This window comes from Bacteriovorax sp. BSW11_IV (assembly GCF_000447755.1).
Classification (GTDB): domain Bacteria; phylum Bdellovibrionota; class Bacteriovoracia; order Bacteriovoracales; family Bacteriovoracaceae; genus BSW11-IV.
Map to the genome: position 1 here is coordinate 1 of NZ_AUNE01000019.1, position 25,991 is coordinate 25,991.

The 25,991-nt window shown below is 38.1% G+C and carries 32 protein-coding genes; 19 read left to right on the plus strand and 13 right to left on the minus strand.

Going from position 1 to position 25,991, the window contains the following annotated elements:
• The 3 genes from M899_RS18345 to M899_RS05815 all read right to left on the minus strand — a co-directional run.
• Positions 1-197: hypothetical protein (locus M899_RS18345; protein WP_155897109.1), on the minus strand; the 197-nt coding region annotated here is incomplete at its 3' end.
• A 209-nt stretch (positions 198-406) separates the two neighbouring features.
• Positions 407-1,087 carry a uracil-DNA glycosylase gene (gene ung, locus M899_RS05810; RefSeq protein ID WP_021270518.1) on the minus strand — a complete coding sequence of 227 codons (681 nt, stop codon included), beginning with the start codon at positions 1,085-1,087 and terminating at the stop codon, positions 407-409.
• Between the two features lie 18 nt (positions 1,088-1,105).
• Complete coding sequence (locus tag M899_RS05815) at positions 1,106-1,834, minus strand: hypothetical protein (protein ID WP_021270504.1); 729 nt, start codon at positions 1,832-1,834, stop codon at positions 1,106-1,108.
• 162 nt (positions 1,835-1,996) lie between these two features.
• On the opposite strand from M899_RS05815, the gene M899_RS05820 reads away from it, so the two are divergent.
• Entirely contained in the window at positions 1,997-2,221 is a 225-nt protein-coding gene (locus M899_RS05820) for a hypothetical protein (protein ID WP_021270501.1), read from the plus strand.
• On the opposite strand, the gene M899_RS05825 is transcribed toward M899_RS05820, so the two are convergent.
• Positions 2,222-3,355 (minus strand): FecR family protein, encoded by a 1,134-nt coding sequence (locus M899_RS05825; RefSeq protein ID WP_021270505.1) that lies wholly within the window; start codon positions 3,353-3,355, stop codon positions 2,222-2,224.
• A gap of 98 nt (positions 3,356-3,453) precedes the next feature.
• Here M899_RS05825 and M899_RS05830 point away from each other — a divergent pair, with 98 nt between their 5' ends.
• Positions 3,454-4,176: a hypothetical protein gene (locus M899_RS05830; protein WP_021270496.1), complete on the plus strand. Its 723-nt coding sequence runs from the start codon at positions 3,454-3,456 to the stop codon at positions 4,174-4,176.
• Here M899_RS05830 and M899_RS05835 read toward each other — a convergent pair.
• Complete coding sequence (locus M899_RS05835; protein ID WP_021270500.1) at positions 4,166-4,960, minus strand: hypothetical protein; 795 nt, start codon at positions 4,958-4,960, stop codon at positions 4,166-4,168. The two genes, M899_RS05830 and M899_RS05835, sit on opposite strands and share 11 nt — an antisense overlap.
• Before the next feature lie 154 nt (positions 4,961-5,114).
• Between M899_RS05835 and M899_RS05840 the strand changes: the two genes are divergently transcribed.
• On the plus strand, positions 5,115-5,375 hold the full coding sequence (locus tag M899_RS05840) for a hypothetical protein (RefSeq protein ID WP_021270491.1): 261 nt from the start codon (positions 5,115-5,117) through the stop codon (positions 5,373-5,375).
• Positions 5,376-5,546: 171 nt separating this feature from the next.
• A complete protein-coding gene (locus M899_RS05845) occupies positions 5,547-7,514 on the plus strand; it encodes a methyl-accepting chemotaxis protein (RefSeq protein ID WP_021270519.1) in 1,968 nt (655 codons plus the stop codon).
• On the opposite strand, the gene hisS is transcribed toward M899_RS05845, so the two are convergent.
• The gene (hisS, locus tag M899_RS05850) at positions 7,511-8,872 is read right to left on the minus strand and encodes a histidine--tRNA ligase (RefSeq protein ID WP_021270503.1); all 1,362 of its coding nucleotides are present in this window, start codon (positions 8,870-8,872) and stop codon (positions 7,511-7,513) included. The genes M899_RS05845 and hisS overlap by 4 nt on opposite strands.
• Before the next feature lie 135 nt (positions 8,873-9,007).
• On the opposite strand from hisS, the gene M899_RS17570 reads away from it, so the two are divergent.
• Positions 9,008-9,943, plus strand: a complete 936-nt coding sequence (locus M899_RS17570) for a M23 family metallopeptidase (protein ID WP_021270513.1) — start codon at positions 9,008-9,010, stop codon at positions 9,941-9,943.
• On the opposite strand, the gene M899_RS05860 is transcribed toward M899_RS17570, so the two are convergent.
• Entirely contained in the window at positions 9,927-10,370 is a 444-nt protein-coding gene (locus tag M899_RS05860) for a DMT family transporter (RefSeq protein WP_021270493.1), read from the minus strand. The genes M899_RS17570 and M899_RS05860 overlap by 17 nt on opposite strands.
• Before the next feature lie 89 nt (positions 10,371-10,459).
• Here M899_RS05860 and M899_RS05865 point away from each other — a divergent pair, with 89 nt between their 5' ends.
• Complete coding sequence (locus M899_RS05865; protein WP_021270507.1) at positions 10,460-11,656, plus strand: DNA recombination protein RmuC; 1,197 nt, start codon at positions 10,460-10,462, stop codon at positions 11,654-11,656.
• Here the strand turns inward: M899_RS05865 and M899_RS05870 are convergent.
• Positions 11,639-12,655 (minus strand): MBL fold metallo-hydrolase, encoded by a 1,017-nt coding sequence (locus M899_RS05870; RefSeq protein ID WP_021270499.1) that lies wholly within the window; start codon positions 12,653-12,655, stop codon positions 11,639-11,641. The genes M899_RS05865 and M899_RS05870 overlap by 18 nt on opposite strands.
• 129 nt (positions 12,656-12,784) lie before the next feature.
• Here M899_RS05870 and M899_RS18715 point away from each other — a divergent pair, with 129 nt between their 5' ends.
• Positions 12,785-12,907 carry a hypothetical protein gene (locus M899_RS18715; RefSeq protein ID WP_021270511.1) on the plus strand — a complete coding sequence of 41 codons (123 nt, stop codon included), beginning with the start codon at positions 12,785-12,787 and terminating at the stop codon, positions 12,905-12,907.
• A 162-nt stretch (positions 12,908-13,069) separates the two neighbouring features.
• Complete coding sequence (locus M899_RS05875; RefSeq protein WP_021270512.1) at positions 13,070-13,942, plus strand: M48 family metalloprotease; 873 nt, start codon at positions 13,070-13,072, stop codon at positions 13,940-13,942.
• A gap of 51 nt (positions 13,943-13,993) precedes the next feature.
• Here the strand turns inward: M899_RS05875 and M899_RS05880 are convergent, their stop codons facing one another.
• Positions 13,994-14,656: an alpha/beta hydrolase gene (locus M899_RS05880; protein ID WP_081653749.1), complete on the minus strand. Its 663-nt coding sequence runs from the start codon at positions 14,654-14,656 to the stop codon at positions 13,994-13,996.
• Positions 14,657-14,739: 83 nt separating this feature from the next.
• Between M899_RS05880 and M899_RS05885 the strand changes: the two genes are divergently transcribed.
• On the plus strand, positions 14,740-15,369 hold the full coding sequence (locus tag M899_RS05885; RefSeq protein ID WP_021270517.1) for a 50S ribosomal protein L25: 630 nt from the start codon (positions 14,740-14,742) through the stop codon (positions 15,367-15,369).
• A gap of 49 nt (positions 15,370-15,418) precedes the next feature.
• On the opposite strand, the gene M899_RS05890 is transcribed toward M899_RS05885, so the two are convergent.
• A complete protein-coding gene (locus tag M899_RS05890) occupies positions 15,419-15,949 on the minus strand; it encodes a hypothetical protein (protein ID WP_021270515.1) in 531 nt (176 codons plus the stop codon).
• A gap of 188 nt (positions 15,950-16,137) precedes the next feature.
• On the opposite strand from M899_RS05890, the gene M899_RS05895 reads away from it, so the two are divergent.
• From M899_RS05895 to M899_RS05905, 3 genes are read left to right on the plus strand one after another with little or no spacing between them, the layout of a single operon-like run.
• Positions 16,138-16,545, plus strand: a complete 408-nt coding sequence (locus M899_RS05895) for a response regulator (protein ID WP_021270506.1) — start codon at positions 16,138-16,140, stop codon at positions 16,543-16,545.
• On the plus strand, positions 16,521-16,961 hold the full coding sequence (locus M899_RS05900; protein WP_034728126.1) for an Mpo1 family 2-hydroxy fatty acid dioxygenase: 441 nt from the start codon (positions 16,521-16,523) through the stop codon (positions 16,959-16,961). Before M899_RS05895 ends, M899_RS05900 begins: the two co-directional genes overlap by 25 nt.
• Before the next feature lie 57 nt (positions 16,962-17,018).
• On the plus strand, positions 17,019-17,870 hold the full coding sequence (locus M899_RS05905) for a DMT family transporter (protein WP_255345073.1): 852 nt from the start codon (positions 17,019-17,021) through the stop codon (positions 17,868-17,870).
• On the opposite strand, the gene grxB is transcribed toward M899_RS05905, so the two are convergent.
• Complete coding sequence (grxB, locus tag M899_RS05910; protein WP_021270521.1) at positions 17,867-18,511, minus strand: glutaredoxin 2; 645 nt, start codon at positions 18,509-18,511, stop codon at positions 17,867-17,869. The genes M899_RS05905 and grxB overlap by 4 nt on opposite strands.
• A gap of 185 nt (positions 18,512-18,696) precedes the next feature.
• Between grxB and M899_RS05915 the strand changes: the two genes are divergently transcribed.
• From M899_RS05915 to M899_RS05945, 7 genes are all read left to right on the plus strand, one after another.
• On the plus strand, positions 18,697-20,538 hold the full coding sequence (locus tag M899_RS05915; protein ID WP_196801739.1) for an MFS transporter: 1,842 nt from the start codon (positions 18,697-18,699) through the stop codon (positions 20,536-20,538).
• Positions 20,538-20,966: a PPC domain-containing DNA-binding protein gene (locus M899_RS05920; protein WP_021270502.1), complete on the plus strand. Its 429-nt coding sequence runs from the start codon at positions 20,538-20,540 to the stop codon at positions 20,964-20,966. The genes M899_RS05915 and M899_RS05920 overlap by 1 nt, the downstream gene beginning before the upstream one ends.
• A complete protein-coding gene (locus tag M899_RS05925; protein ID WP_021270514.1) occupies positions 20,966-21,409 on the plus strand; it encodes a phosphatase domain-containing protein in 444 nt (147 codons plus the stop codon). Before M899_RS05920 ends, M899_RS05925 begins: the two co-directional genes overlap by 1 nt.
• Positions 21,409-21,618 carry a hypothetical protein gene (locus M899_RS05930; RefSeq protein WP_021270508.1) on the plus strand — a complete coding sequence of 70 codons (210 nt, stop codon included), beginning with the start codon at positions 21,409-21,411 and terminating at the stop codon, positions 21,616-21,618. The genes M899_RS05925 and M899_RS05930 overlap by 1 nt, the downstream gene beginning before the upstream one ends.
• A 9-nt stretch (positions 21,619-21,627) precedes the next feature.
• Positions 21,628-22,263: a hypothetical protein gene (locus tag M899_RS05935; protein WP_021270520.1), complete on the plus strand. Its 636-nt coding sequence runs from the start codon at positions 21,628-21,630 to the stop codon at positions 22,261-22,263.
• Positions 22,264-22,622: 359 nt separating this feature from the next.
• Positions 22,623-23,009: a hypothetical protein gene (locus tag M899_RS05940; RefSeq protein WP_021270494.1), complete on the plus strand. Its 387-nt coding sequence runs from the start codon at positions 22,623-22,625 to the stop codon at positions 23,007-23,009.
• 41 nt (positions 23,010-23,050) lie between these two features.
• Positions 23,051-23,452: a hypothetical protein gene (locus M899_RS05945; protein WP_021270516.1), complete on the plus strand. Its 402-nt coding sequence runs from the start codon at positions 23,051-23,053 to the stop codon at positions 23,450-23,452.
• Positions 23,453-23,492: 40 nt separating this feature from the next.
• Here the strand turns inward: M899_RS05945 and M899_RS05950 are convergent, their stop codons facing one another.
• On the minus strand, positions 23,493-25,490 hold the full coding sequence (locus M899_RS05950; RefSeq protein WP_021270495.1) for a transketolase C-terminal domain-containing protein: 1,998 nt from the start codon (positions 25,488-25,490) through the stop codon (positions 23,493-23,495).
• Positions 25,491-25,553: 63 nt separating this feature from the next.
• On the minus strand, positions 25,554-25,991 hold a 438-nt coding region (locus M899_RS05955), incomplete at its 5' end, for an HD-GYP domain-containing protein (RefSeq protein WP_155897111.1).

Here is a 25,991-nt window from a genome sequence, read left to right on the forward strand (position 1 = left end):
TTCGACTTTAATTCCATTGATTTTCCATTAACAGATATTCTCACCACCTGATTGGGTGATACGGCGACGTTGTTATCGTTATGTGATATTTGTACACTGGCAAAGACTCTGGCCTTCGCAGTAGCAGTGGCGCTTTTTGCGAAGGCCTCGGCCATTAAGTGTGTTGAAAAGAGGAGGCTTAATATGAGTATTCTCATTAAGGGCATTGTGAGGGGAATAGCTTGTTGGGCCAAGTCTGAATTTTAGCGAAGATTTTTTAATTTCAGATACTTGTGCTGATTGATCGGGCTAAGTCTCTAGATCAGGGGAAGAGTTAAATTCGTCTTAACCTTCAATTTACCCTCAATTTTAGCGTCCCACTTATATTGTTTAGAGGGGTTAAGTTTTTGAATTTTGTTTGAGGTACTTAAGAATTGGGCACATTCCAATTTATGGGTTTCAGAGATTTTTGAACAAGAAAATCGTTGGCCTTACTAAAGGGTTTGCTGCCAAAAAATCCTCGATATGAAGAAAGTGGTGAGGGGTGTACAGAAGTAATGACAAAATGTTTTTCTGTATTAACTTTACTCGCCTTTTTTTGTGCAGGTGAGCCCCAAAGGATAAAGACCACATTCTCTTTTTTCTCATTGATGATTTCTATAATTTTATCAGTGAATTTTTCCCAGCCCTTTTTATGATGTGAGCCGGCCATGCCTTTTTGTACAGTAAGTACATTGTTTAAAAGTAAAACGCCTTCCTTGGCCCATGATTCTAAGCAACCGTGCCTAGGGATTTCAAGATTTAAATCACTATTGAGTTCTTTATAAATATTCACAAGACTTGGAGGAATTTTAATATCGCGATTCACTGAGAAAGCTAGACCGTGGGCCTGCCCATCTCCGTGATAGGGATCTTGTCCTAAGATAACAACTTTGACTTTTTCAAGAGGTGTTAAGTTGAGGGCCGAAAAAATGTCATGTGATTGTGGAAAAATTATTTGCCCAGAGCTAATTTCAGTATCAATGAATTTCGTTAACTGATTAAAGTAATCAGAGTTTAATTCATCTTGAAGTAGTTGGTGCCAGCTTTGGCATAGATTAATTTCCATGCCACAGTTTTACTTACTTTATAAATAGATGGCAATTCCAAATGCGTCACCGTCGCGCTTAACTCTATTGTTTTGACCAGCAGTGTCTTTGAAGTAGAAGTGGTCAAATCGTTTTTCATAGTAAAGGCGTAAGAACCATAATTCTAAAAATGCTCCATAGCGTGATTGCTCACCTGTGAGTTCGTAATCATTGGCACTCTTCTTTTTAATCTTTTCAAATGAACCTGACAGACCTAAAAAATTTAGCAGGTAGAGATCGCCATCAATTCCAAAAAATAGAGGTGCGTGATCGCCATAATTTTTGGTGTTTAACCATTTTTTGCCAAAGAGTAAATTGAAGTGTGTGGTCTGCGCTGATGATCCCAAAATCCTTGCAGAGAGGTTTAATTTTCTTGTTTCTATTTCGGACTTATTTTGATCGGCCTCGGCCTCAAGTCCTAAAAATGTGACATACATTTTAAATTTTCCCACATCACTTTTAAATTCTTTCTCTGGAGTTGATGTTTCTTCATCGAAAGTGAATTTACTATAATCCAAGACAAATTCAAAAATATTGCTTTCTGTATTCAGAGCAAGCCACTGATCCATCAGAGATATTCTTCTTTTTGTTGCCAGCCAATCTGCAAGAGACCATCGACTTTGTTTTTTTACTTCTTGCTTTCGGATAATGACGGTATAAACCTCTTCTTGTGACCATGTTGTAAATGAAGTTAAAAGAAGAAATAGGGTGATTGTTAGTTTTGTCATAACTCTACCTTGCAAGAAATATTGGCAAAGATGCCATTGCTAGTATTATGACAAATTCCGATATCGAAAGGTAACTTGCGAAAATTATTCCGCATCTTATAGTTTTAAGATTGCCTTTAGATAGGAGCATTTATAATTAAGATTCTGGGATAAGGAAGGAAAATGATTACGAAAATTCAGCCGAGCTTCACGACTTTGCAACTGCAAAAAGACATCAAAACAGGAAAGACAAATCCTTATGCACTTCAGATCGCAGGTGAGTTAGACAAACAAAAAAATGTGTACCAGAGCGATTTGTGGCATTATTCAACACCTAAATCACACTACAAAAACACTTTTGTCGAGAATCAAACAAGTAACTATCTAAAGCGCTTGAACACTTATTAATTACTCAATGTGATAGTACTTATCATAGCTATCAACGTCTTGAGTTTTTTCTAGATCTTCAAGTGAAGGCTTCTTTGGTTTGTTGATTTGTCCGGAGATTTCTTGGTTTAAATCTTTTGCGACTTCAAGACTTTGAGAATTTGTTTTCGTGCTATCTGCTACCACAAATCCTTTTTTAGCATCGAGCACTACTCCTGCTGGAGGAACATAGGTTCCGTTAGCAGAGATCGTTCCTTTCTCATCCTTAATTTCGTAAATATTAAGTTTCTTATTGAAGTTTTTCTCTTCCATTGTTGGAGGGACATAGATGCCAGTATTAAGATCGACAACACCGCCAGCGGTCGGTCTATAGGTTTGATCGTCAACATCGAACTTTCTAGCGGCCGTTTTTCCTTCTTTTGTTTCTTCTTTTGATATCTCTTGATAGATGGCAATAGTTTCTTTGTGCACTTGTTCGAATTCTTTTTTGTCGACTTTTTTATCTTCAGTCATTTCTTTATTAATTTTAAGACCCGTATACTGAACAGGTGAAATCTTAACAGGCTCAGTTACGTGTTGAAGATTCTCTGAGACAGTGGAGAAGCGACCCTTCTCAACTAAGGTTGCTTCTTTGAGATCATTTGTTGAAATCTTCTCAATAGGTGTTTCTGCTTTTGCCATGGCCACCTTCCCATCGAAAGTAATTAAACTTGTGATTTTATTTTCTGGGTTATAAATCGTTTGAAAGTCCGTCCCTCTAACTCCCAAGGCCGCTGTCCTTGTTTTGATGAAGAGCTTCTCTTTTCCTCTTACTTGTTTATGAGTTACTTCGGAGCGAATTTTTCCCATCATTAAATTTACAATTCCAACTTCACCAAGATTATCAACGGGGGATTGATCTAAAATGATCTTGCTTTTAGGGCCTAGATTAATTGTCGTTTTATCTTGTAAGGTAATTTGCACAAAACTTTTTTCCATTGTTAAAATAGAGGCATCCTTACTAACTTTACTTCCAATTTGAAGATTACTCGCTTCTCTATGGCCAATCTCAAGAATAGAAGCTTGTCCCTTGAGCTTAGTAATTGTGCCGATGACCTTCGCATAAGAGTTCGTGCACAGAAGTAGAGTAAGAAAAATTACTGTTGGCAATTTCATTAGAACCTCAGAGGAAATATTTCGCTATTTATGAAAAGATAAACTTTTGGTTTAATAAAACCATTCTATATTTTTTAATTCTGTTTAAAAGGATTTTTATGAAAAATCTGCTAAAAAAAGCAATTTTAATTAACACACTTGCTGGTGCAGTGATGCTAAACGCTTATGGTGAAACGAAACTTACTTATCCCGAGTTAGAAGTAACTCCTCGTGCGACTGAGCGTTTAAAGATGCTTGCTCAAAAAGAAGAGAAAAACAGTATTCTATTTCCAATGAATATGCAGATCTCGGCACTTTCAACTCTTGTGGCCGGTGTGCTTCAGTTTGGAAGTGTTGATAAAGAAGATGATCCAGATAAGAGATCTCCACTAGCAGGTGTTCTTGTTGGTGGCGCTTGGGTTGGTATCAATTTATATATGTCACAAGGGTATAGAGTTTATAACGACACTCTTTCTGATGTTAATCGCATCACAGGTAATGGTGTACGTGAACAACTTACACGTGAGAGAATTGCTGAAGAGGGAATTAATAAGGCCGCTCGCTTAGCATCTCGTTTAAAGTGGATTTCAGCTCTTACAAATGGTGGGGCAAGTGCTTATATGCTAAGTAAAGTTGAAAAAGATACGGCCGCTCAAATTATGGGAGCTGTTTCTCTTGCTGCTGCATTCTCGCCAATTTTATTTGAATCAGAGTGGGAAAGAGTGGCCAAAGATCAACGCGCTTATAAGAAGAAGGTTTATGGGCCAATTTTCACTTCAAGCGTTTTTAACGTTGGTGAAGGAAAATGGGCCCCTGGATTTTTATTCGCTTCTACTTTTTAATCATAGAACGAGAGGTCATAAGTTCAGCAAAATTTATGGCCTCACTCTTCGAATAGTCTAATCCTTTCTTAGAAATGGCAAACTTGTAAGCATCTTGAAAATTCTTCGCTACGAGTGGTCCATTTTCAGTAAGCTTTATTGCAAGCTCTAATCCTTTATAAGTAGCAAGATCAGCTCCTGATTTCTTTGTCAGAAATGTGAAAAGCTCTGTGAATACGTATCCCATTTCTTGATTATACTTCACTCCATAATCTGCAATTTTAGTCGCAATCTCAGCACAACGAGGACCAGAGAGGTCGAGTCCTTTATTGTCTAGACAAAAGCGAACAATCTTTTGAAAATCATTTTTAATCATCACTGCATCGCCATCTTTATCAAACGATAATTTCTCTGCAAGCTCTGTTGCTGCTTTAACATCGAGATCGAGATAATCCTTTAGGAATGCTTCTTTAAAAATCGTAATATATGTGTTTGCTCCTTCATCAGATTGATTTGAATATTTCATGGCAATCTTGATGGCATCTGCTGTTTGAACTCCTGCTTTTACAAGCAGAGAATTCACGTCGATGAATCTCTTCGCTGCATTTTCACAACCTCTAGAAACAGTATCTGCAATTTTCTTGATATCATTTCTTTCTAGAGAAAATTGCTTCTCACTTTCTAGGTAGCGAAAAGTCGTAATGTATTCTTTTGATGAATGACATAATTTTGTTTCTAGATTTGTCTTTGGTACAGCGGCGTACACGCTGTTAGTCGCAATAAGCATAAAAATCATTTTTTTCATTGAGGACCATCCTTGTCTTTTACATTTAATATTGTAGCTGTCTTCGAAAAAAAGACAAATTGAATGATGAGCTTTTTTAATTTGACGATCAATGCGAAGAGAAAATAGAATGATCAGATATTGAAGACATATTCACATGGATAAGGAGAATTTTATGGCAAAAGCAAAGAAGGCCACAAAAAAAGCTGCTCCAAAGAAGGCCGCAGCAAAGAAACCAGCAGCAAAAAAAGCTAACAAAGAAATGCTACTAGTTGGTTCAAAAACTAAAGATGCTCTTAAAGGTGCTGGATACAATGTATCTTCTGATACTCTTGCAGCTCTTAATGAGTACGTATATTGGTTAATTGACCAAGCTCAAAAGAAGTGTGCAGCTAACGGTAGAAAGACTATTCGTCCATACGATATTCTGGCCTAATTAGTTGTCATTTGACACTATTTGCATAGAAGGCCCGTTTGGGCCTTTTTTTTTATTCCCATTTTAATGTATTTGGCCAAAAAACCTTAATCTAATCTTTTGCTAATGTTATTCGCTTATTCCGTCCGATAATAGGGAAGATATATTTATTTTTCTTTATTTGGAGATTGTATGAGTTTAAGAAATAAGATGATTTTAAGTTTTATTTTAGTCTCTCTCATACCCTTTGCCAGTGGTTTAGTGCTAGCGATTAAAAATAGTGAACCCACTGTGCGATCAGAAATTCATCAAAAACTAGAGGCCATTCAAAGTGCTAAAGTCACTCGTTTAAAAGAAAGATTTAAAGGTTACCATTCCGCGGCCGTTATCTTTTCAAGACACAGAAAATTTCAAGACCTCTTTGTTGATTATGAAGATGCTCTTGATAAAGGAAAAGACAGTGACGAATATAAAGCTGTCATGGCAAAGAATTCAGACTTTTTAAAAACGAGTGCGACAGAGTTAGACTTCGGGGATATTTTACTTGTAAGTAATAAAGGGGATCTCATTGCAAAGGGTGATAATCCATCTTTGAATATTGGAACTAATCTCCTAGAGCTAAATAATCGTTTCTCTCAAAAGCTAAAAGCAGTTCTAGATTCATCTTATGCTGGAGCTGATAGCATCATCTTCGGTGATTATATTAAATTGCCCTTTTATAATGAAAATTTTGCTTTTTTCATTTCCCGTTTTGCTCCGAACTCTTCACAAAGAGGGCGTTGGCAAAAAGGTGAAAGTATCGGTGCCGTGTTATTGGCAATTCCAACTAAGGCCGTAAATGAGATTGCGAACGAACTGACAGGACTTGGAACAACGGGTGAAACCTATTTTGTCGGTATGGAGCCCGACGGGCAAACATATTACAGAACGAACCGTGTTGTTAAAAAAGGAAATATCGGTGAAAAGCGCGGTGGCTCTTCGGTAGAGAAGGCCTTTAAAGAACAAAAAACGATGGATCATAAAGTTAAAGTGGGAAGTACGGGGGCCGTTGAAGTTGAGTACTTTTCATTCATAAAAGACTTTGGATTAAACTGGGCCGTTTTCACTACTCAAAGTGAAGATGAGGCCATGGCCGCCATCTATGCTATTTATAAAACGGCCCTAGTCGTAGGACTATTTTTTGCTGTGGCCATTTTTATTTTCTCTTATTACTTTTCTCAATCAATCACAAAACCAATTCTTAATGTGGTTGCGAGGCTTTATCAAGGGGCCGATCATTTAAAGAAAACTTCTTCGAATATGGAAACTCAAAGTGAGCGTCTGTCCTCTGCTTCTACCCAACAAGCATCGAGCTTGCAAGAAACTGTTGCTAGCGTTGATGAAATCAGTGCCATGATTGAAAGAAATACTGACGCTTCCAATGAATCAAAAGATCTTTCAGGTAAGAGTAATGAGGTCGCCACAAGAGGAAAGAGTACAATTGAGCAAATGATCTTTGCTATTGAAGATATCAATTCGTCTAATAAAGATATTACAGATGAAATGCAGCACAGTAATCAACAGATTCAAGAAATTGTTCATGTCATCAAAAATATCGGAGAGAAAACAAAGGTCATCAACGATATCGTCTTCCAAACAAAACTTCTCTCTTTCAATGCCTCAGTCGAGGCCGCAAGAGCAGGCGAGCATGGTAAGGGTTTTGCCGTAGTCGCAGAAGAAGTTGGTAATCTTGCCAATATGAGTGGGAGTGCCGCTACAGAAATTTCATCGATGCTTGATGAGAGTATTAGAAAGGTTGAATCCATCGTGTCGATGACCCAACAAAAAGTAGATGGGCTTATCGTTAAAGGAAAAGAAAAAGTTGAAACAGGAACGCGAGTTGCTCATGAGTGCGGACGTGCTTTGGATGAGATTTTATCAAACGTGCGTCTTGTGAATGATAAAGTTGCAGAAATTGCGCAGGCCTCAGTAGAGCAGTCACAAGGGGTTCAAGAGATCAACGATGCCATGAGACAGCTTGATGAAGTGGCCCATGTGAATTCGAGCATTGCCAACGAATCTGCTGGCAACGTCCGTATTCTTAAAAATGAAGCCGTGGAACTTAATTCAATTGTAGAAGAATTAAATAATATCGTAACCAATCGTAGAAAGGCCGCTTAGGCCTTCACGATTGCAATCAGTTCAGAAGGTGATACAGATTTTTGTTCACCTGTTTGCATATTTTTAACAGTAATAAGACCTTTTTGTCTCTCATCTTCTCCCAACATCGCTACAAAGCGCGCCCCTTTATCATTGGCGTACTTCATTTGTTTTTTCATCTTATCACTTTCTGGGAAAAGCTCTGCTTTAATGTCAGCGTGTCTTAGGTTTTTAATATGAGAGAGAGCTTCACTTGCACAGTCATCATCAAAATTAATGAAAAGTACATCAAGAAATTTTTGAAGGTTATCTGGGAAGAGATTTCTATCCGTCATAACATCATAAATTCTATCAGCACCAAAGCTAATCCCAACACCTGAAAGATTTTTTACGCCAAAAATTTCTGTTAGGTTGTCATAGCGACCACCACCACCTAGACTGCCCATTGAGCCATCTAGAACTTTGATTTCAAAAATGGCCCCAGTGTAATAATCAAGACCGCGCGCGAGAGTCACGTCAAAGTCGAGAACCTCAACACCAAGTTTATCAGTGTGCTTGAATATAGTTTCTAGCTCAGTGATCCCAAAAAGACCTGTTTCAGAGTCTTTTAGGTATTCTTTCATGGCATTAAGCTTTTCAACATTTGAGCCACTTAATGTAAAAATGAAGCTCAGCTTTGAAAGCTGATCTTCTGTGAAAGATTTATTTCTAAGTTCATCTAGAACTTTATCTTTGCCAATCTTATCAAGCTTATCAATGGCCATTGTCATATCGACCATCTTATCTTTAGCTCCGAGAGTTTCTGCAATCCCTGTAAGAATTTTTCTATTATTAATAACGATACTGATGCCATCAAGTTTTAGATTCTTAAAAACGTCATCATATAATTGAATTAAATCCACTTCACATAGAAGTGATTCTTTACCAACGATATCGGCATCACATTGAAAGAATTCACGATAGCGACCTTTTTGAGGTCTATCAGCGCGCCACACAGGCTGAATCTGATAACGTTTAAAAGGAAAGCTTAGTGTTCCATGATTTGTGGCCACAAAACGTGCAAAGGGAACTGTTAGATCGTACTTTAGGCCTTTTTCACTGATGTGCTTAGTAAGAGCGCGAGAATTTTTTTCATTTAAAAGATTCTCTGGAGTTTTATCAAGGTAGTCACCTGAGTTTAGAATTTTAAAAAGAAGACGATCTCCTTCTTCTCCGTACTTTCCAGTTAGAACTGAAAGGTTTTCCATTGCAGGTGTTTCAAGAGGCATGAAACCGAATTTTTCAAACGAAGCACGAATTGTGCTAAAAATGTAGTTTCTTTTCACCATTTCTGCGGGTGAAAAATCTCTCGTTCCCTTTGGGGTACCAACTTTACTCATATAATTCTCCTACTAATTGACAGTAATAATAGCAATTTTGCTAAATATTGACCACAAAAAGCTTATTCGGCCCAGTTATCCTTTAAATTTCATTCTTTTTTTACCATAATGGTTGAACAGTCTAATGGAGTAGATATGTTATATATTTTAAAAAGATTTATTTATATGGGAGGAGTATTCCTTCTCGCTTCTTGTGCCTTATTCAATAAAAATAGTGAGACCGCTAAAGCACCGCGTGTCAAAGAAATTCCTGTTACTGTGGAAAATCACACAATTCACCCTGGTTTCGTGAAAAAGGTCGTCTTCAAAGATCGCGACATTTTCGCCAACTCCATTCTCGTTTGTGATGAAACACAGGTTGGGATTGAAAAAGTTGCAGGGGTTTATCAGGCCTTTATCTCTGCGAATTACTATATTGAAAAAGATTCATTTAATTGTTTTCTGAAAAAGAAAGTCGAAGAGAATACTTATTTGAGTTACCACATTCTAAATTTCAAAGTTATCCCTTATGAATATCCATCAAATCGTTTGAATGTTCCAAAGAAACATATTGATCTATCTGAGGCCGATACAAAGAGATGGTTACAAGAAAAAGAAGAATTAGAAAGAATTTACTCTGAGGGGATTCTCGATCGCTCTCTTTTCACAAAACCTTTTATAAGACCACTTAGATCTAAAGTGACTTCGGTTTATGGAACGAAAAGAGTTTTCAATGATAAAAAAGAATCGTGGCACTCTGGCGTAGATTTTAGAGCAAGAAGACCGACGCCAATTCCTGTGGCCAATGATGGTAAGGTTGTCTTTACGGGAAGTCTTTTTTTTAATGGAAATACCGTTATTGTTGATCATGGCCTTGGTATCTTAACTTTGTATTGCCACCTTTCTTCAATTAGTGCCGAGGTTGGTCAAAATGTTAAACAAGGTGTCGTGATTGGGATGTCGGGAAATACGGGTCGCTCATCAGGTCCCCATCTTCATTGGGGTGTGCGCGTAAATGGAAATTGGATCGATGGTCTCTCTTTAATTGATGAGACCACGCCCACAAATAAAACTCTTAGTAGTTCAAAATAAGAGTTGCTCCACAAGCTAGAAGGATGGCCCCAAAAATGCGGGCCATTCCAACTGGGTTCACTGGTAATCCTAAAAATCCAAAGTGATCTAAAATTAAAGAAATGCAAAGCTGGCCCGCAACCACAAGGCCCACAAAACCTGTTGAGCCAAGTTTAGGCACAAGAATAATGGCGCTTAGAACAAATACTGAGCCGATGATTCCGCCAATATACACATAAGGTGGCAGTGATGAGAGTTTGCTCCATGTTGGAAAAGGTGCGGGTGAGAGCATTACAATTGTAAGAAATATCAAAAATCCACCAGAAAAAGAGATGAAGGCCGCTGTTATATTGCTCTGGATAAAATTGGCAAGTCTTGAGTTAACGATAGCTTGGAAAGGAACGAGGACACCGATCAAGAAGGCGAGCAGAATGTAGAGCAATTTCATCAATTTTTCCTTATTTTTCTATTACTTTTCCTCTATTATGAATGAATTGAAAATTTCCATCAAGAAAGCAAAAATTGAGGTCTCACTCTATGTTAATAGCACTAAATATTGTTCTCATTATAATTGCTCTAGTCATCGCTGCATTATGCGTGATGATTTTGAAAAAAAATAATAACGATCAAGATTCCACTATTCTTGAAAACATTACTCAATTAGGTGGACTTACTCGTGAAATGAACGAAAAAAATAGTCAGTTTCTTTTGAAAAACTTTGGAGAGTTGCGTGAAACTTTAGTCTTAAGACAAGAAGAATCTCGCGACAAAATTAATAAAGAAATTGGTTCATTTAAACTTGATATGAAAGATTCTCTTCATAAAGAGTTTGTTCAGTTGAATAAAATCCTAGAAGATAAGCTCGAAAAAATTTCTTCTAAGGTGAGAGAAAATCTTGATGAAGGATTTAAAAAGACAAACGAAACTTTTGCCAATGTTATTGCTCGTCTTGCTAAGATTGATGAGGCCCAAAAGAAAATTGAATCTCTTTCAAGTAACGTCGTTGAACTTCAGGATGTTCTAACTGATAAGAAAAGCCGCGGTATTTTTGGTGAAATTCAGCTGAGTAATGTCCTAAGTGCAGTGTTTGGTGAGAAGAACGATAAGATTTATGATCTTCAATACAAACTTTCAAATGGTAAGATTGTAGACTCGATTCTTTTTATGCCTGAGCCGACTGGCAGAATCTGTGTTGACTCTAAATTCCCATTAGAAAACTTCAAAAGAATGTATGACAAAACTCTACCAGATAGTGAGAGGGAGCTTGCAAGTAAGGAGTTTGGAAGAAACGTAAAAAAACACGTTGATGATATTGCTTCAAAATATATTATTACTGGCGAAACATCTGATCAGGCCATCATGTTCCTACCAGCAGAAGCTATTTTTGCAGAACTTCACGCTTATCATGGCGATGTTGTAGATTACGCCAACAGCAAGAGAGTTTGGCTTGCAAGTCCAACAACTTTCATGGCCACGCTAACGACTCTTCAATCTGTGATTATTAATATCGAAAGAAATAAGTATATGACTCTTATGCATGAAGAAATTAATAAGCTTGGTGATGAATTTAAACGCTATCAAGACAGATGGAGTAACTTGTCTAAACACCTGCAGACAGTGACTAAGGATATTGATCAAATCAATACAACATCGAATAAAATCTCTTCACGTTTTGAGCGTATCCTGCAAGTTGAAATTGCAGGAACGACAGATTCTCTACTCGACGAAAATTAATTCTTCGCCCTGCTTTGGGGCGATGAAGAGACTCTCATCAATGGCCTGCTCTTTCAGGGCGGCCTTCAGATGCTTCTCGGGATCAAAATAATCTTCTTTTGTTAAACGAAATGTTCCAAAGTGGATTCCAACACTCTTTTTACTTTCCAGAGTCATATGGGCATTAACGGCCTCAGTAGGATTCATATGCTGATGCTTCATAAATGAGCGTGGCTCGTAGGCCCCAATTGGTAGGAGAGCGAGATCAGGAGCACCCAGCTTGTCGTGAATCATTTTAAAATGTGGCCCTAGACCTGTGTCGCCACCAAAATAGACGCTCTTTGATCCTTTAATCCAAAAGCTTCCCCATAAAGTCGTGTTGCGATCAAAAAGACCGCGCCCTGACCAATGCTGGGCAGGAGTAAAGGTAAAAGTAACTTCGGCCATTTTATACTCTTGCCACCAATCGAGGGAGACAACATTTGATACGCCTAAATCTTTGAGAAGAAGTTCATTGCCAAGGCCCACAAGAAAAAGGGGGCGGTCGCGCTGTTCGAGCATTTTAATACTCATTTCATCGAGGTGGTCATAGTGATCATGACTAATAAGAACCACATCGATACGAGGGAGCTTATCAAAATCGACACCTGCTTCAATGACTCTTTTTGGACCAGTGAATGAAAACGGCGATGCCCTTTTTGACCATACTGGATCGGTAAGAATATTCATCTTATCAAGTTGAATAAGAACGGTGGCGTGATTGATAAAAGTCACCTTCGCATCATGATGTGACTGTGGAATTGTTTTAGTCACAGCGGGAAATGTTTTTGGCCAATCAGGGTAACTCTCGCGCATTCTCATTTTTAGATAGCGCCAAAAAGATTTCTTTTCACTATCTGGTACATGGTTTTCAAAAACTTCACCGTTAAAATTTTCTGTTCTTGGTCCCTCATATTGTGAGCCGCGCAATAATGTACAAGACGTCTGGAAAAGGGAGAAGATGAGTATGAGATATTTCATGACAGTATGTCCTTAATTAAATTTATTTGAATAGTTGTAAAGTCTTCAGGTAAAATAATCGAGAAGACTAGAAAATTTGAATCTTTTTGATTATAGTGAAGAAGAATACATATTAAAGAGGGAAGTCTTATGAATTTTGAATTATTTGTTGCTTTGTGTCTAGTTGGTACTTGGGCCCTATTACCAATCTCTCTAATTATCGCGGTTAAATCGTTTGATGACGATATGATCGGCGGTGGTGATCACCACTAAAATTTAGATTATATCCAATGTCATACTAAAAAGCTCCGTTATTCGGAGCTTTTTTTTTCTAACTTTTGCAATAAAAGTATTTTCATTTCATTTTTTCTTAGTCAGGATTAAACATTGTCTTTTTGGGAATAATTTTTTTTCAAATATATTCAGGGAGGATCTATGTTGAACATGCTTAAAAATGCAGCACTGGGATGTGCTCTACTAGCTTCTGTAAATTCATTTTCATGTGATATCGATGGTAAAACTGGTTTCATGCCAGAAAACGATATGTACATCAGCGCTGATCAAAAAGCTGACAATGGTATGACTAAAGAAACTTTCAATGAAATCATTGATAGAGCTCTTGAAGTTTACAAGCCAGTTGTTGCTGAAAAAGGTGCTAACCTTGTTGTAGTTAGAAATTGGGATGATGGTACGGTTAATGCTTATGCTAACCAATCAGGAAAGACTTGGAACGTTCATATGTTCGGTGGTCTTGCTCGTCACGAACTTGTTTCTAACGATGGTTTCGCTCTTGTTATCTGTCACGAACTTGGTCACCACCTTGCTGGTGCTCCAAAAGTAACAAGATTCTTCTTCCCTTCATGGGCATCAAACGAAGGTCAATCTGATTACTGGGCATCAATGAAGTGTTTCAAAAGAATCTATGAATCAGATGATAACGAGTCAATCGTATCTAATATGAATATTGATTCAGAAGTTGCTAAGAAGTGTGAAGCTACATATTCTTCATCTTCAGACGTAGCTATGTGTAAAAGAGTTTCTCAAGCTGCTAAAGGTCTAGCTCAACTACTTAACGGTGGAAGAGAAGTATCTTTCACAACTCCTGATACTTCAGTAGTTAGCAAAACTGATCACAAACACCCAAGAGGTCAATGTCGTCTAGACACTTACTTCCAAGGTGCTCTTTGTATCAAAGATTACAACGAAGAAACTTCTAACTCAGACCAAACTGCTGGTGTTTGTAACAGAAGCGAAAACTTCGACGTAGGGACTAGACCACTTTGTTGGTTCAAACCTTCTGCAAGATAATTTCAATACCAAGAAGATATCGAAAGGCCCGCTTAGTGCGGGCCTTTTTTATTAAAGATATTCGTTCAACCACTCACGCACATCGCGAATTTCAATCACATCAATTTCATGGTCCATATCGTAACCATTGAACTGAATTTCAAAACCTAGATTGGCAATCTTCTGCGCGCCTTCCATTGTTTGTTTGAAGGGGATCACACTGTCGAATTCACCGTGAGCAATAAAAAGTGGTGTGCTTAAAATATTTTCAGAAATTTCTGTCGGCAGAAATTCTTCGTATATACGCGGGCTCAGGGCCACAACTCCAGCAATAGGAGTTTGAAGTTTTAAAAGTGCTTGAATGGCCATGCAACCACCCTGTGAAAATCCGCAAATGAAAATATCAGAGTGCTTGTACCCAGCACTTACAAGTTCATCGATAAGTTTTAGGATCATCTCACTTGATTCGTGAATTCCTATTTGTGGGTTGCCTGGTGGGATTTCATACCATGAGTGACCAATAGGGTACGATCTTGGGGCATCGATAAGAAGATAAGCAAGGCCTGTGACATTGATTTCAGAAACTAAATCCACATAAGATTCTTTGCGGTCGCCAAGGCCATGCATCACAATCATCACTTTGTGATGGGGGGATGGAACTTCATTTTTGGCCTCAATAAACAAAGAATTAAAGAGTTGTGTTTTTATGGCGGACTCCTTTTGTCGGATATTCATTTTCTTTAAATTAATTCATAAATATTTTTTTGCATAGTCCGAAATGTCTTTGTGAGATATTTGTCACAACACAGGAGGACAGTGTGTACGAACTACTAAAAACTGAATTTAGAGACCATAAATTTAAGGCCCCACTTCGTAAAATGAGAACTGAAGGATGGGTACCTGGCGTACTTTATGGGAAAGGATTCGCGTCAGTAAACTTTATGGTAAAATCAATGGACTTTAGAAAGTTCAATGAGCACTCAGGGAAAGTTTTTGAAGTAGAAGTAAAAGGTTATGGAAAGCATCTTGTAACTCTAGACTCTATTCAATACGACCATATGGGTGATTTTATCCAACATATCGCATTCCACAAGATTGCTGAGAACGAGAAAACTGTTGTTTCTCTACCAATTCACCTCGTTGGTGAAGCTGCTGGTATTAAAGCAGGTGGTATGGTTCAACACGTACTTCACGAAGCTGAAGTTAAAGGGTTCCCGAAAGATTTCGTTGAATTCATCGAATTTGACGTTTCTAATCTTGAACTACACGGACACTTTTGTCTAAAAGATATTCCTCTACCAAAAGGTCTTGAGTGGCACGAAGATATCAACTCAAACGTTGTATCTTGTCACCCTCCAAGAGTAGTTGTAGAAGAAGCTCCAGCTGCTCCAGAAGCTTTCGAAATGGAAGTTCCAGTTGCTATGGAAGAGAAGAAAGAAGCTGCATAAGATCTCAAAAATTCTTATACACGAAAGGCCCGCTTTATGCGGGTCTTTTTTATTTTGAGGCCACAAGATTTTTCAAAACTTCTTTTGTACTTTGAAAAAGCTCTGCAAGATAGCCGGCCTTGTATTGGATATAAGTTGTTGCCGAAGGCAGAACTGAGTTCATTAAACTTACTTTTACAGTTCCATGCTCTACTGGAACTGTTTCGTCATCGTGATCTTTATCTAAACGACAATGACCCAACTCGTGAAAGATCATCATCTCTTTTGAAGTTACACCGCGATTATCCCACCATTCTTTTTTGATGAGTACTTCTCTTGTGCCATTAGAGTACATAATACACACACCATCAAAATCAGGATTTCCTGTATCACCAAAATTAACTGGGATATCGCCAACCTTGAAATCGTTGCCGTAGTATTTTTTCCCTTCTTGTTCGAATTTAGAGATGTATTCAGAGAATACTGAATCAGTTGTGGCAAAAAGCCTTGTTCCTGTACTTTCTTGAGCATGTTTTTTTATGGGCATTCCACATGAAGCAAAGATCACTGCAATGGCCATAAGTACAAGTAGCTTTTTCATAACGATTCCCCCTGCCCAATGTAGAGCAAGGAAGATGCCAATATCGTGACCAATTCATAGGCACTTACAAAGAGGTGTGCTGTCAGCTTTTTGTACTGTCCATTCTTTAGACGGCCATAAAGTGAGAATTCTTTAGAGAGTTTAATAAAAGTCGTTTATAATAGTGGTTAAGAGTCAGGGGGATAATTATGAGCACTGACCAAAAAAAACGAATCCTCATCGTCGATGACGAGGCGGATGTGTGCGAGGCCCTAAAAACCGAGCTAGTAGATTTCGGACTTGAAGTCTTTACTGCTTCTAATGGACTTGAGGCCTTGGATATCTTTTACGAAAATGGTGTTCATCTTATTGTCACTGATTTTAAGATGCCCACACTTGACGGTGTTGAGTTTCTTGAAGAGATCGTTAATCGCAAGCTTGAAGTTCCCATCATTATTATGACTGGACATGCTGAAGAAGAAGAGGGGCTTGCCATAAGGCCCGGGGTAAGAAAAGTTCTTGTTAAACCTTTTACCGCCCGCGCCCTCTACGAATCGATTAATTCCATATTACAAAAAGAAGGAGAGTATATATCAGAACAGCTGAAGACTGGTTAGCTGAGTATGGACTTTCCCATCAAAACAGAACCAATCAAATAATTCATAAAATATGCGTTCCTGCTATTACTTGGAGCTTATTGGCCATGCTCTGGTGTATACCAATGCCACAGGCCGTGAGTGACCATTTCTATATCAATGCGGCCACTGTCTTCATGGCCGTGTGCTTGGCCTTCTACATCTCTTTAAAAAATGCTAAGGTTATGATCGTGGCCTTTTTCACTTTGATTCCAATTTTTATATCACTTATTTTTTTAGATAAGACTCCGGGTCTTTTTTATGTGGCCCTCAGTGTCTTTGTGGTGGCGTGGATAGGACAATTTATTGGACATAAAATTGAAGGGAAGAAACCATCATTTTTTAAAGATATTCAATTTCTTTTAATTGGTCCCCTCTGGGTTTTTCTAGGTAAGTAAGGCATAATCTTTTAAGACTCATTTTCGGGGTGACTTATCAACGTCTATTTAATTGCACTGCTTGCAAATTTTAGTTTTGCCTTGGGCTCACAGGCCTTTACTTATTATTCAAGACTCTATTCATCCACTTGGATGAATGCAATGAAGGCGCTGGTTGGGCTTATCTTCTTTGTTATTGCCGTTCAGTTTTTTGTCGGTTTTCAATTTGTTCCCACAAAATATTTCTTCACTTTCTTTCTCTCTGGAGCGCTCGGGCTTGGGATTGGAGATATCTTTTTATTCTTGGCCTATCGAGAAATGGGACCAGGAAGAACGATGATGCTCTTTGGATTTCAACCGGTGATCCTTGGGATTTTAGGTTATCTGTTTTTAGATCAGGCCCTCGATATGAAAAAGGCCGTGGCCATTATCTTTTTTATTTGTTGCCTGTTCACTCTCTCTTTTGAAGCTTTCAAAAAAGAAGGACACTGGCAGTTAAAGGGAATTTTTATGGCACTCTTGTGGCTTCTTCTCGATTCCACTGGAGTTGTGATTACTCGCTATTCTTTTAATATGAATCCAGAACTTCATGCGCTTGAGGGAAATATCTATCGATGTCTTGGCGCACTTTTCGTCTTTTTTGTCATGAGTTTTGTCAAACCTTTTGGTCTTGTTAAAAATTTTGTGGCCCTTTCTCGCAAGTCACAATTTATGGTTGTGATAGGAAGCTTCTTTGGAACCTTTTTATCTTTGGCCCTTTATTTGGAGGCCATAAAAACCATTAATCTCGCAAGCCTTGCGGGGATTAATGTTTCAGGAACAGTTTTTTCTGGAATTATGGAGAGTATTATCTTTAAGAAAAGGCCAACATGGTATTTGGGGTTGGCCTTCGTCTTCTTTCTATGTGGAATGGCGATACTATTTTATTAGTCTCGCCAAAAGTCTTCATGCCAATCGAATTGGCAAAGTTGTTTAACTTTTTGCAGATACATATGAACTTCTGGTGGGAATTGGAACTCTGGTAACAGATAAAGATTCCACAGATGTGAGGCCACAAGAATATCAACCACTGTAAACTTATCACCTAAAAAATAAGGGTGAAGATTTGATCTTAGTTTTATAAGAGCTGGTGCCAGTTGTTTTAGATACTCTTTTCTATCTTTTACCAATTCTGAAAATGGCCCACGTTTTTTCTCTTTAGCATCTCTAAAATACTTGCGAGAATTTTCATCGAACTCAGGGGACCAAATCATATAAGGCATACAAAGCTTGTACATTGGACCTGCGATCTCATCTAAAAAGGCATCAATTTCAGCTTGGTTTTTTTCATACAAAGAAAAATCAATACGTTTTTCTAAGTCGATGGCCTTGATAATATCAAGACTTTCATTCATGGCCTTGCCATCTTCAAATTGCATGATGGGCAGCATCTTAACGCCAGTTAAATCTTTTGGCGTTTTTTCGTCGTCATAAGCAACAACATGAGATTCATATTTTTCGCCCAAAAAGCCAAAGGCCATGCGAGTGCGAATACAATAAGGACAAATGACATAATGATATAGCTTTTTCATGGGGCCATCCTAACCCAAAACGCTCTTTTTTGGTAGATTTTGACGCATGGAAAAAGTGACTTATCACATTTTATTTGCCACAATTTTTAAAGATCATTTGTTTTAAGGAGCGCACCTTGTCAATGGAATTCATCTTCAAGGATCGAAGATTCTGGCCTTTGTTTTGGACACAATTTTTAGGAGCAATGAACGACAATTTTTTTAAGAATGCTGTCGTCATGCTAATTACATATAAAAGTATTGAAATGATGGGATTATCTTCGGCCTCACTTGTTGCCATGGCCGGTGGGGTGTTTATCTTTCCTTTCTTTTTGTTTTCTGCCACTGCTGGACAAATCGCTGATCGTTATGAAAAAGCTGATATCATCCGCTACACAAAAATTTCTGAACTTATCATTATGGCCATTGCGGGTCTTGGTTTTTATTTAGACTCTTACGCACTTTTGATGGTCGTGCTTTTTTTCATGGGTGCCCAATCGGCCTTTTTTGGGCCATTAAAATATGGGATCATTCCTAATCTTTTAAAAGAAGATGAGATCGTTACGGGAAACGCCTATATTGGTGGGGGAACTTTCTTAGCAATTTTAATTGGAACAATCTTTGGAGGTCTTGCCACAACAGTGGAGTGGGCCAACCAAGTTATTGGTATCGGTGTTATCTTTGTGGCCTTCATCGGAATTCTTACTTCTAAAAAAGTTATCAACGTTAATAACGCCACACCAGATATTAAAGTCGATTACACATTCATTAAGCCAACAATTGATATTATGAGACTAACTAAGAACAATAAGAATGTTTTCTACGCTGTTCTTGGAATCTCTTGGTTTTGGTTTTTAGGTGCGGCCATTCTTTCAGTTCTTCCTGCTTTAGTTAAAGATGTATTCTCGGGGGATCAAACTGTTGGAACTGTGTTTCTTGCAACTTTTACTGTGGGCATGGGGCTAGGCTCTTTTATATGTAATAAGCTTTCAAATAAGAGAGTTGAAGTGGGGATGGTTCCACTTGCGGCCGTGGGGATGACAATCTTTTTATTAGATCTTTTCTATGTTGGTCACACTTGGACGATGAAAAGTGAAGTGCTTGTTGGTGTGAGTGAATTTTTAAAAATTGATAATGCTTTTAGGGCCTTTATGGATCTTTTCATTATCTCAATTTTTGGTGGAATGTTTATCATTCCTCAATTTGCATTTATTCAAACTCGTGCAGGTGAGCATGAAGTGTCTCGCATTATCGCTGGAAATAATATTTGGAATACTATCTTTATGGTTGTTGCGGCCGTGCTTATTATGGTGATGAATGGGGCGGGCATTTCGATTCCAAAAATTCTTGGAATTTTTGCTCTTATAAATTTAGGCTTTTCATTCTTTTTGTATTTTAAGGCCTACACAGAAGAAACACTGCGCTTTATTGGACAAGTTCTTTCATATCTTTTCTATGACCTAGAGATTGAAGGAAAACACCATATTCCTAAAGATGGTGGGGCCATCATTGCTTGCAATCATGTGAGCTACGTAGATTGGTTACTTGTTATGGCCGTGGCACCAAGACCAGTGCGTTTTGTGATCGATCATATTTATTACAATAAACCGGGTATGAGTTTTTGGTATGACCAAGCAAGACTGATTCCGATTGCCACAAGAAAAGAAAGCGAACAGACACTTAATCTTGCTTTCGATCGCATTGCTAGCAATCTAGAATCGGGTCAGTGCTTAGGGATTTTTCCTGAGGGATATCTCACTAAGAATGGAAAAATGAGATCATTTCAACCAGGAATTAGTAAGATCGTTAAAAAATCTCCCGTGCCAGTTATTCCAATGGCCATCGATGGCCTATGGGGGAGTTTCTTTTCTCATTCTAATAAAGGGGCCTTAAAAGGCATTCCTACCTTCAAGAGAAGAAAAGTTAAAATTACCATTGGCGCACCGATTGCTCCTGAGAATTTAGATTTAAAAGATTTAGAATTAAAAATTCACGCTCATCTCAGTATACAAAATACTGATTTCATCATGGTTGAAGGAGAGCAGTAATGGAATATATGAACGACGGACAAAATTATATTGTTCGCATTGATAAAGATGAAAATCTTTTTGAAAAGCTTATAGAGTTTGCCAAAAAAGAAAATTTAACAAGTGGCCACATTAGTGGCATTGGGGCTCTTAAAGATGTTGAGCTTGGGTTTTACCATCTAGATAAATTAGAATATCACAAAAAGAAATTCACGGATGATTACGAACTTCTAGGACTAGAGGGAAATCTTTCGCATATGGATGGTGAGCCGTTCTTTCATATTCACGCAACTCTAGGTGATTCAGAGTTTAAGGCCTTCGGTGGTCACGTCTTTGATGCTACTGTGGCCGTGACATGTGAAGTGAATTTCCGTGTCTTTGATGAGTTAGTGGAAAGAAAGCTCAACTCGTGTATTGGGCTTAAGCATTTAGAGCTTAGGAGAATTTAGTGGAGCGTGCAATCATTGTAGACCTCGATGGAACCTTATGTGATTGCGAGCATCGCGTACACCATGTAAATGGTGAGGGTAAAAAAAACTGGAAAGAGTTCAATGAACTTATGGGTGAAGACAAGCTCAATAAATGGTGTCTTGATCTTATTCACGCCATGGCCGGAACGGGTCACAAAATCCTCTTTGTTACAGGTCGTGAAGATCAGTATCGCGCAAAGACAAAAGAATGGTTGGCCCGACATTATGTCCCATATGATGAACTTCACATGAGATCAACAGGGGACTTTAGAGAAGATAGCGATATTAAAAAGGATATTTTTCAACAAGATTTGAGTAAACGTTATGAAGTAACATTTGTCGTTGATGATAGAAAGTCAGTGGTGACAATGTGGCGTGAAATCGGTCTTGTTTGCTTACAATGTGATTGGGGAGACTTTTAATGAATAAGAGTTTTAAAGCACAAATTAAAAAAGAAGGTCAAATCTTCTTTGTGGACGTGAATTTTACAGAAAGCTATGAGCTTAGCGAAGCGAAAGATTACGCTGAAGATCTAATGAAGAAATGGATTGAGGCCTACCCTGAGTTGAAAGATGATGGAGAGTTTCGCATGAGAATTGATAACAATGAAGTCGTTTTGAAAATACAATAGGAGCCGGAAATGAAGAAAATAATGATCATAGGTCTATTTGTTCTACTTTCTTGTAATAAGCAAGAAGAGGCCCCAAAAAACGGGCCAATTAAAGGTGGTGATGAAATCGCTGATGCAAAAGTTCTAGATAAAGCAGAACTTGAAATCATCGATAGCATCTGTGATGCTCTAGCACTTCAAAGATCAAGATTAGAGAATGGCTCTGATATGAATAGACGCTTTCTTGTTACACTTGATAAGAAAGATTGTAGCGGCAATACTTCAAAATCTTCAGATACAATTCAAGTTGATGTTCCCTTTGATTCTGAAAAAGCAGCTTTCAAAAGTATTTCAGGTCAGCAAATCATCACAAATCTTGTGACTGATCGCTACTATATGGTGAATCTGTACTGTGAAACAGGAGAGACTTCTAACCAATGGGAGAGCGGAACGACAAAATACGCGCTTAGAGTTTTAAGTAAAGATCAAATCGAAGTGATCCAGTATAAGAAGGTCGATAGCAAGTGGCTTGCTAAAAGAGTTGAGAGTATTAAAGTTCTTCTTAATGGCCGTGAAAGAGATAAGGGCGTTGTTCTTGTCCATGAGCAAGGTCTATTTTGCAATAGTGGTAGCGGTATTAGTTACACAAGACAATCAATTAAGTAATTTCATTTGGGACCCTTTTCTTAAGGGTCCCTTTTTTTATGTCATTTGCTATTTCAAAATTTCACAGAAAAAATATAAGCACCCTAAAAAAAATATCAACTAGAATTAATTAGCTTTAATTTCCTTCTCATCTTCAATATACCTGTCAAAACTTAGCAAGGGTAAAAAAATGAAACTCATATTGAGCTTGATTTTGTGTAGGAGTTGCACAATATCTTTCAGTGAACACTTAATAAAATCATCTTTGCTATTTCTATTTTTCTTCTTCAAACAATTCTTTTCTTTCCATAATTTTCATACTTTTTTCTCAGTGATCTTTTCTAAAGATCAAAAACACAAAATAAACACAGGAGACTTTTATGAAACTGCTTAGCATTGTTGTGCTTTCAGCGTTGATGGCAAATTCTTTTGCTTCAACTTTGGAGTGTTCTTCAAAAAACAGATCTGATCTTGAATATCACCTCATTACGATTGATTTGCAGGGAAATGATCTTGAAATCATTACCGCCACTAATGATATCCCTCTTGAACTCGCTTCTGAAAAAGGGGTGATGCGCGCTTCTCGCATTATTGAATTAAAAGAATATTTAGATGGAAGAATTCAAGTTAAGGCCGTAAGCCGATTAACTGATTCTCTCATGAGTGTTGCTCCCATTAATGAAACTGAGTTAACAGGGGAGCTCGTTATTGCAACTAAAAAGGGTGAAACACTTCAAGTCCTAAAAGTTCTTTGTGAACTTAAGTAGATGAGAAATATAAAACAAACACAACACAAACAGGAGACTTTATGAAACTTACATTAAAAAAATCAATCATGGCCACTTTACTTCTTGTTAACGTAGGTGCTCAGGCATTTTTAACGGCAGATGATCTTGTTGCTGCAAATCCCATTATGTTGGCGTGTGCAGATTCTAAAAAAGCACTAGAGAGTGTGGGAGAGGCATCAGAGGTTCTATATTCATGTGTGTTATCACAAGGTGATTACAATCTTACTAAAGAGCAGATCATTAACTTGAGACAAGAATCAAGTGATATCGGTGCGACAGTTCTTGAATACTTAGTGAGAAATTTTGATTCTTTAAGTGATGAAGAAGTTGCAAAGCTTCAAGAGACTATTTCTGTAATGGATTACCATTATGCAAAGTGGTCGGCATTACATACAACTTATATTGGTGAATTTAGAAAGTAAGAAAAAAAAAGGCGGCCATGGTGACCGCCTTTTTTATATCTTATAGTTCTTTATAAGCGTTTAAGATACCTTCAACATTCATTGCGTGAAGATCGTAAAGATCATCTGCTGTATAGGCAGACTGACCGAATTTTCCATTGTTGGCAATTGATCTTGCTTTGAAGTTTACGTCTTTAAGTTTTAGAGCGTGAACAATTTGAGCACCCATTCCACCTACTAGTTGGTGGTCTTCAATTGTAATCAGCTTGCCACCTGTCTTAGCAACGTGAGTCGCAATAAGTTCAACATCTGGGTGGTTGATAAATGGGTTGTTGATAATCGTTGCCGATTTTCCAAGTTTTTCAAAAGCTTCTTTTGCTTCTAGGGCCTTCGCAACCATTGGTCCGTTGGCAACGATTGTTACATCAGAACCTTCTGCGAGAACTTGTGCTTTTTTCCATTCGTAAGTTAATCCTTCTTTGTAATAAGCAGGATGATTCTCTCTTCCGTAGAAGAAAAGAACGCTATCGGCAACTTCGCCTTTTTCTCTTTTCGTTTTAATTTGCTCAATTGCACCAGTCATATAGGCCTCGGCCTCAGATGAACATGAACAACTAATAACTGTCACATGAGGAATTGAAGATGTCGCTGCAAAGTAAGTTGTCGCTTGGTGGCTGGCACCATCGGCAGCATCTTGGAAGCCTGTGTGAGAGAAAAGACCAATAACAGGCGCTTCAGAAAGTCCCGCCATAATAAGAGGAAGATTTCCTTTTGTGATACCAAATTGGGCAAACGTATCAACCACAGGGATAAATCCTTGCTTTGAAAGACCGATGGCTGTTGAAACCATATTTGATTCAGCAATTCCGATATCGATATAATTTTCTGGGTAAGCCTTTTGGAAATCAGCAATACCAGTTGAACCTTGAAGGTCAGATGATACAGAGAATACAGGGAGACCATTTTTTACAGCAGTAATGGCCGCGCGAGAAAAACCTGGCTGAACTTTTTCACTTTTTACAGTTGAAGTTGATGCCGATGCTTCTTTTGCCGCTGGTTTTGAAGCAAGAATATCGTTGGCCCAAGTTGTAAATTCACTTGGTGTGTTTCCTGCAAAAATCTCATTTAGAAAAGCTGGAAGCTTATCATCATAGGCCTTTAGTGGGTAACCGTGTCCACCAGAAGAACTCTCTTCAGTTGATTTAACGCCGTAACCTTTGATTGTTTTAATCACAAGAGCAACTGGTCTTGTTGGATCTTTCTTAGCAAGCTCAATTGCGTTTTCAAGAGTTGTATATACTTTTTGAAGATTGTGTCCTTCTTCTTCATGAACAAGATTCCAACCAAGTTCTTTAAGAGAGCTAAAAGTTGGCTCCATGTTAAAAGAGTCTTTATCAATTCTTCCAGAAAGTTTTGTATTGTTATCAGAGATTACAAGAACAAAAGGATTCATCTTGTTTCTTTTTGCAAGTCCTGGAATTGCAGCGAAAGCTTCTTTCGTTTCACCTTCCATTGAACCACCGTCAGAAAGAACACAAAGAGTTGTTCTGTCGTTGCCAATTAGTTTGTCTGCGAGACAAAGTCCTTGTGCTTGTGGCACACCTGAACCTAGAGGACCGTTAGAAATAAAAACTTGCTCTGGATTTAAGTGAGCTTCACCGTGACCAGTTAGTTTTGATTTAATTGAACGAAAGTCGCGAAGACTTTCGAATGATAAACCATCAAAGCCATAGTTTGCTCTAAGGGCATAAATTCCGTTTTCTGCGTGACCAGCGTCGTTTACAAAATTGAAGGCATCAAACCATTCTTTACCTGATGTGAACATAATGCCGTGGATAGCAGACATCATTTCTGCAAAAGCAGCAGGACCACCCCAGTGACAAGCAGCTCCACCAATAACAGCGTGCTGGTTCATTAGAGCAAGAAGACCTCTTGTTGTTTGAGGACAACCCACTTTAACAGTGTCGCCATTCTTGTTTTTAACTTCTACAGCATACTTTGGTTGTGATGTTGGATTTTTAGCAAGTTTATTTGGAACGCTAAGGGGCGTTAAAGACATAGTCATTCTCCTAGAGGTTGAATAAAAAAGACTTTAATAATTTACCCTTAAATCTAGAGGCCGTTAAGGGGAAAAGATTTTTTTGAAGGCCTCAAGGTGAGTTTTATCGCATAAGTCAGCATGAAATTCGAGAAAACGGTGAAACGCCCTTGTGCGGGCCATTTCCGGAGACATTTCTTGTTTAAGTGCTGCGACAAAGTACATGGAAAAATGACTCGTGATGTAAATTATTTTGCTAAAAGGTGAGATCTTGGCCGATTTTAATTTTAGGGGATAACCAGTTCCCTTAACATTCTCGTGATGTTGATAAGCGGCAAGAATCACCTCAGTTGGAACGTTGGGCAGATTACTTAGTGTCTCCATTCCTTTTCTGGTATGGGAATCAAGTTCTGTTTTTTCTTCGCTTGTTAAGTAGAGCGGGTTTTTGTCTCTGATTTCTTGAGAGATAAATTTCATCCCTACATCGTGAAGCATGCCGGCCATGAAGAGTTTTGATTTTCT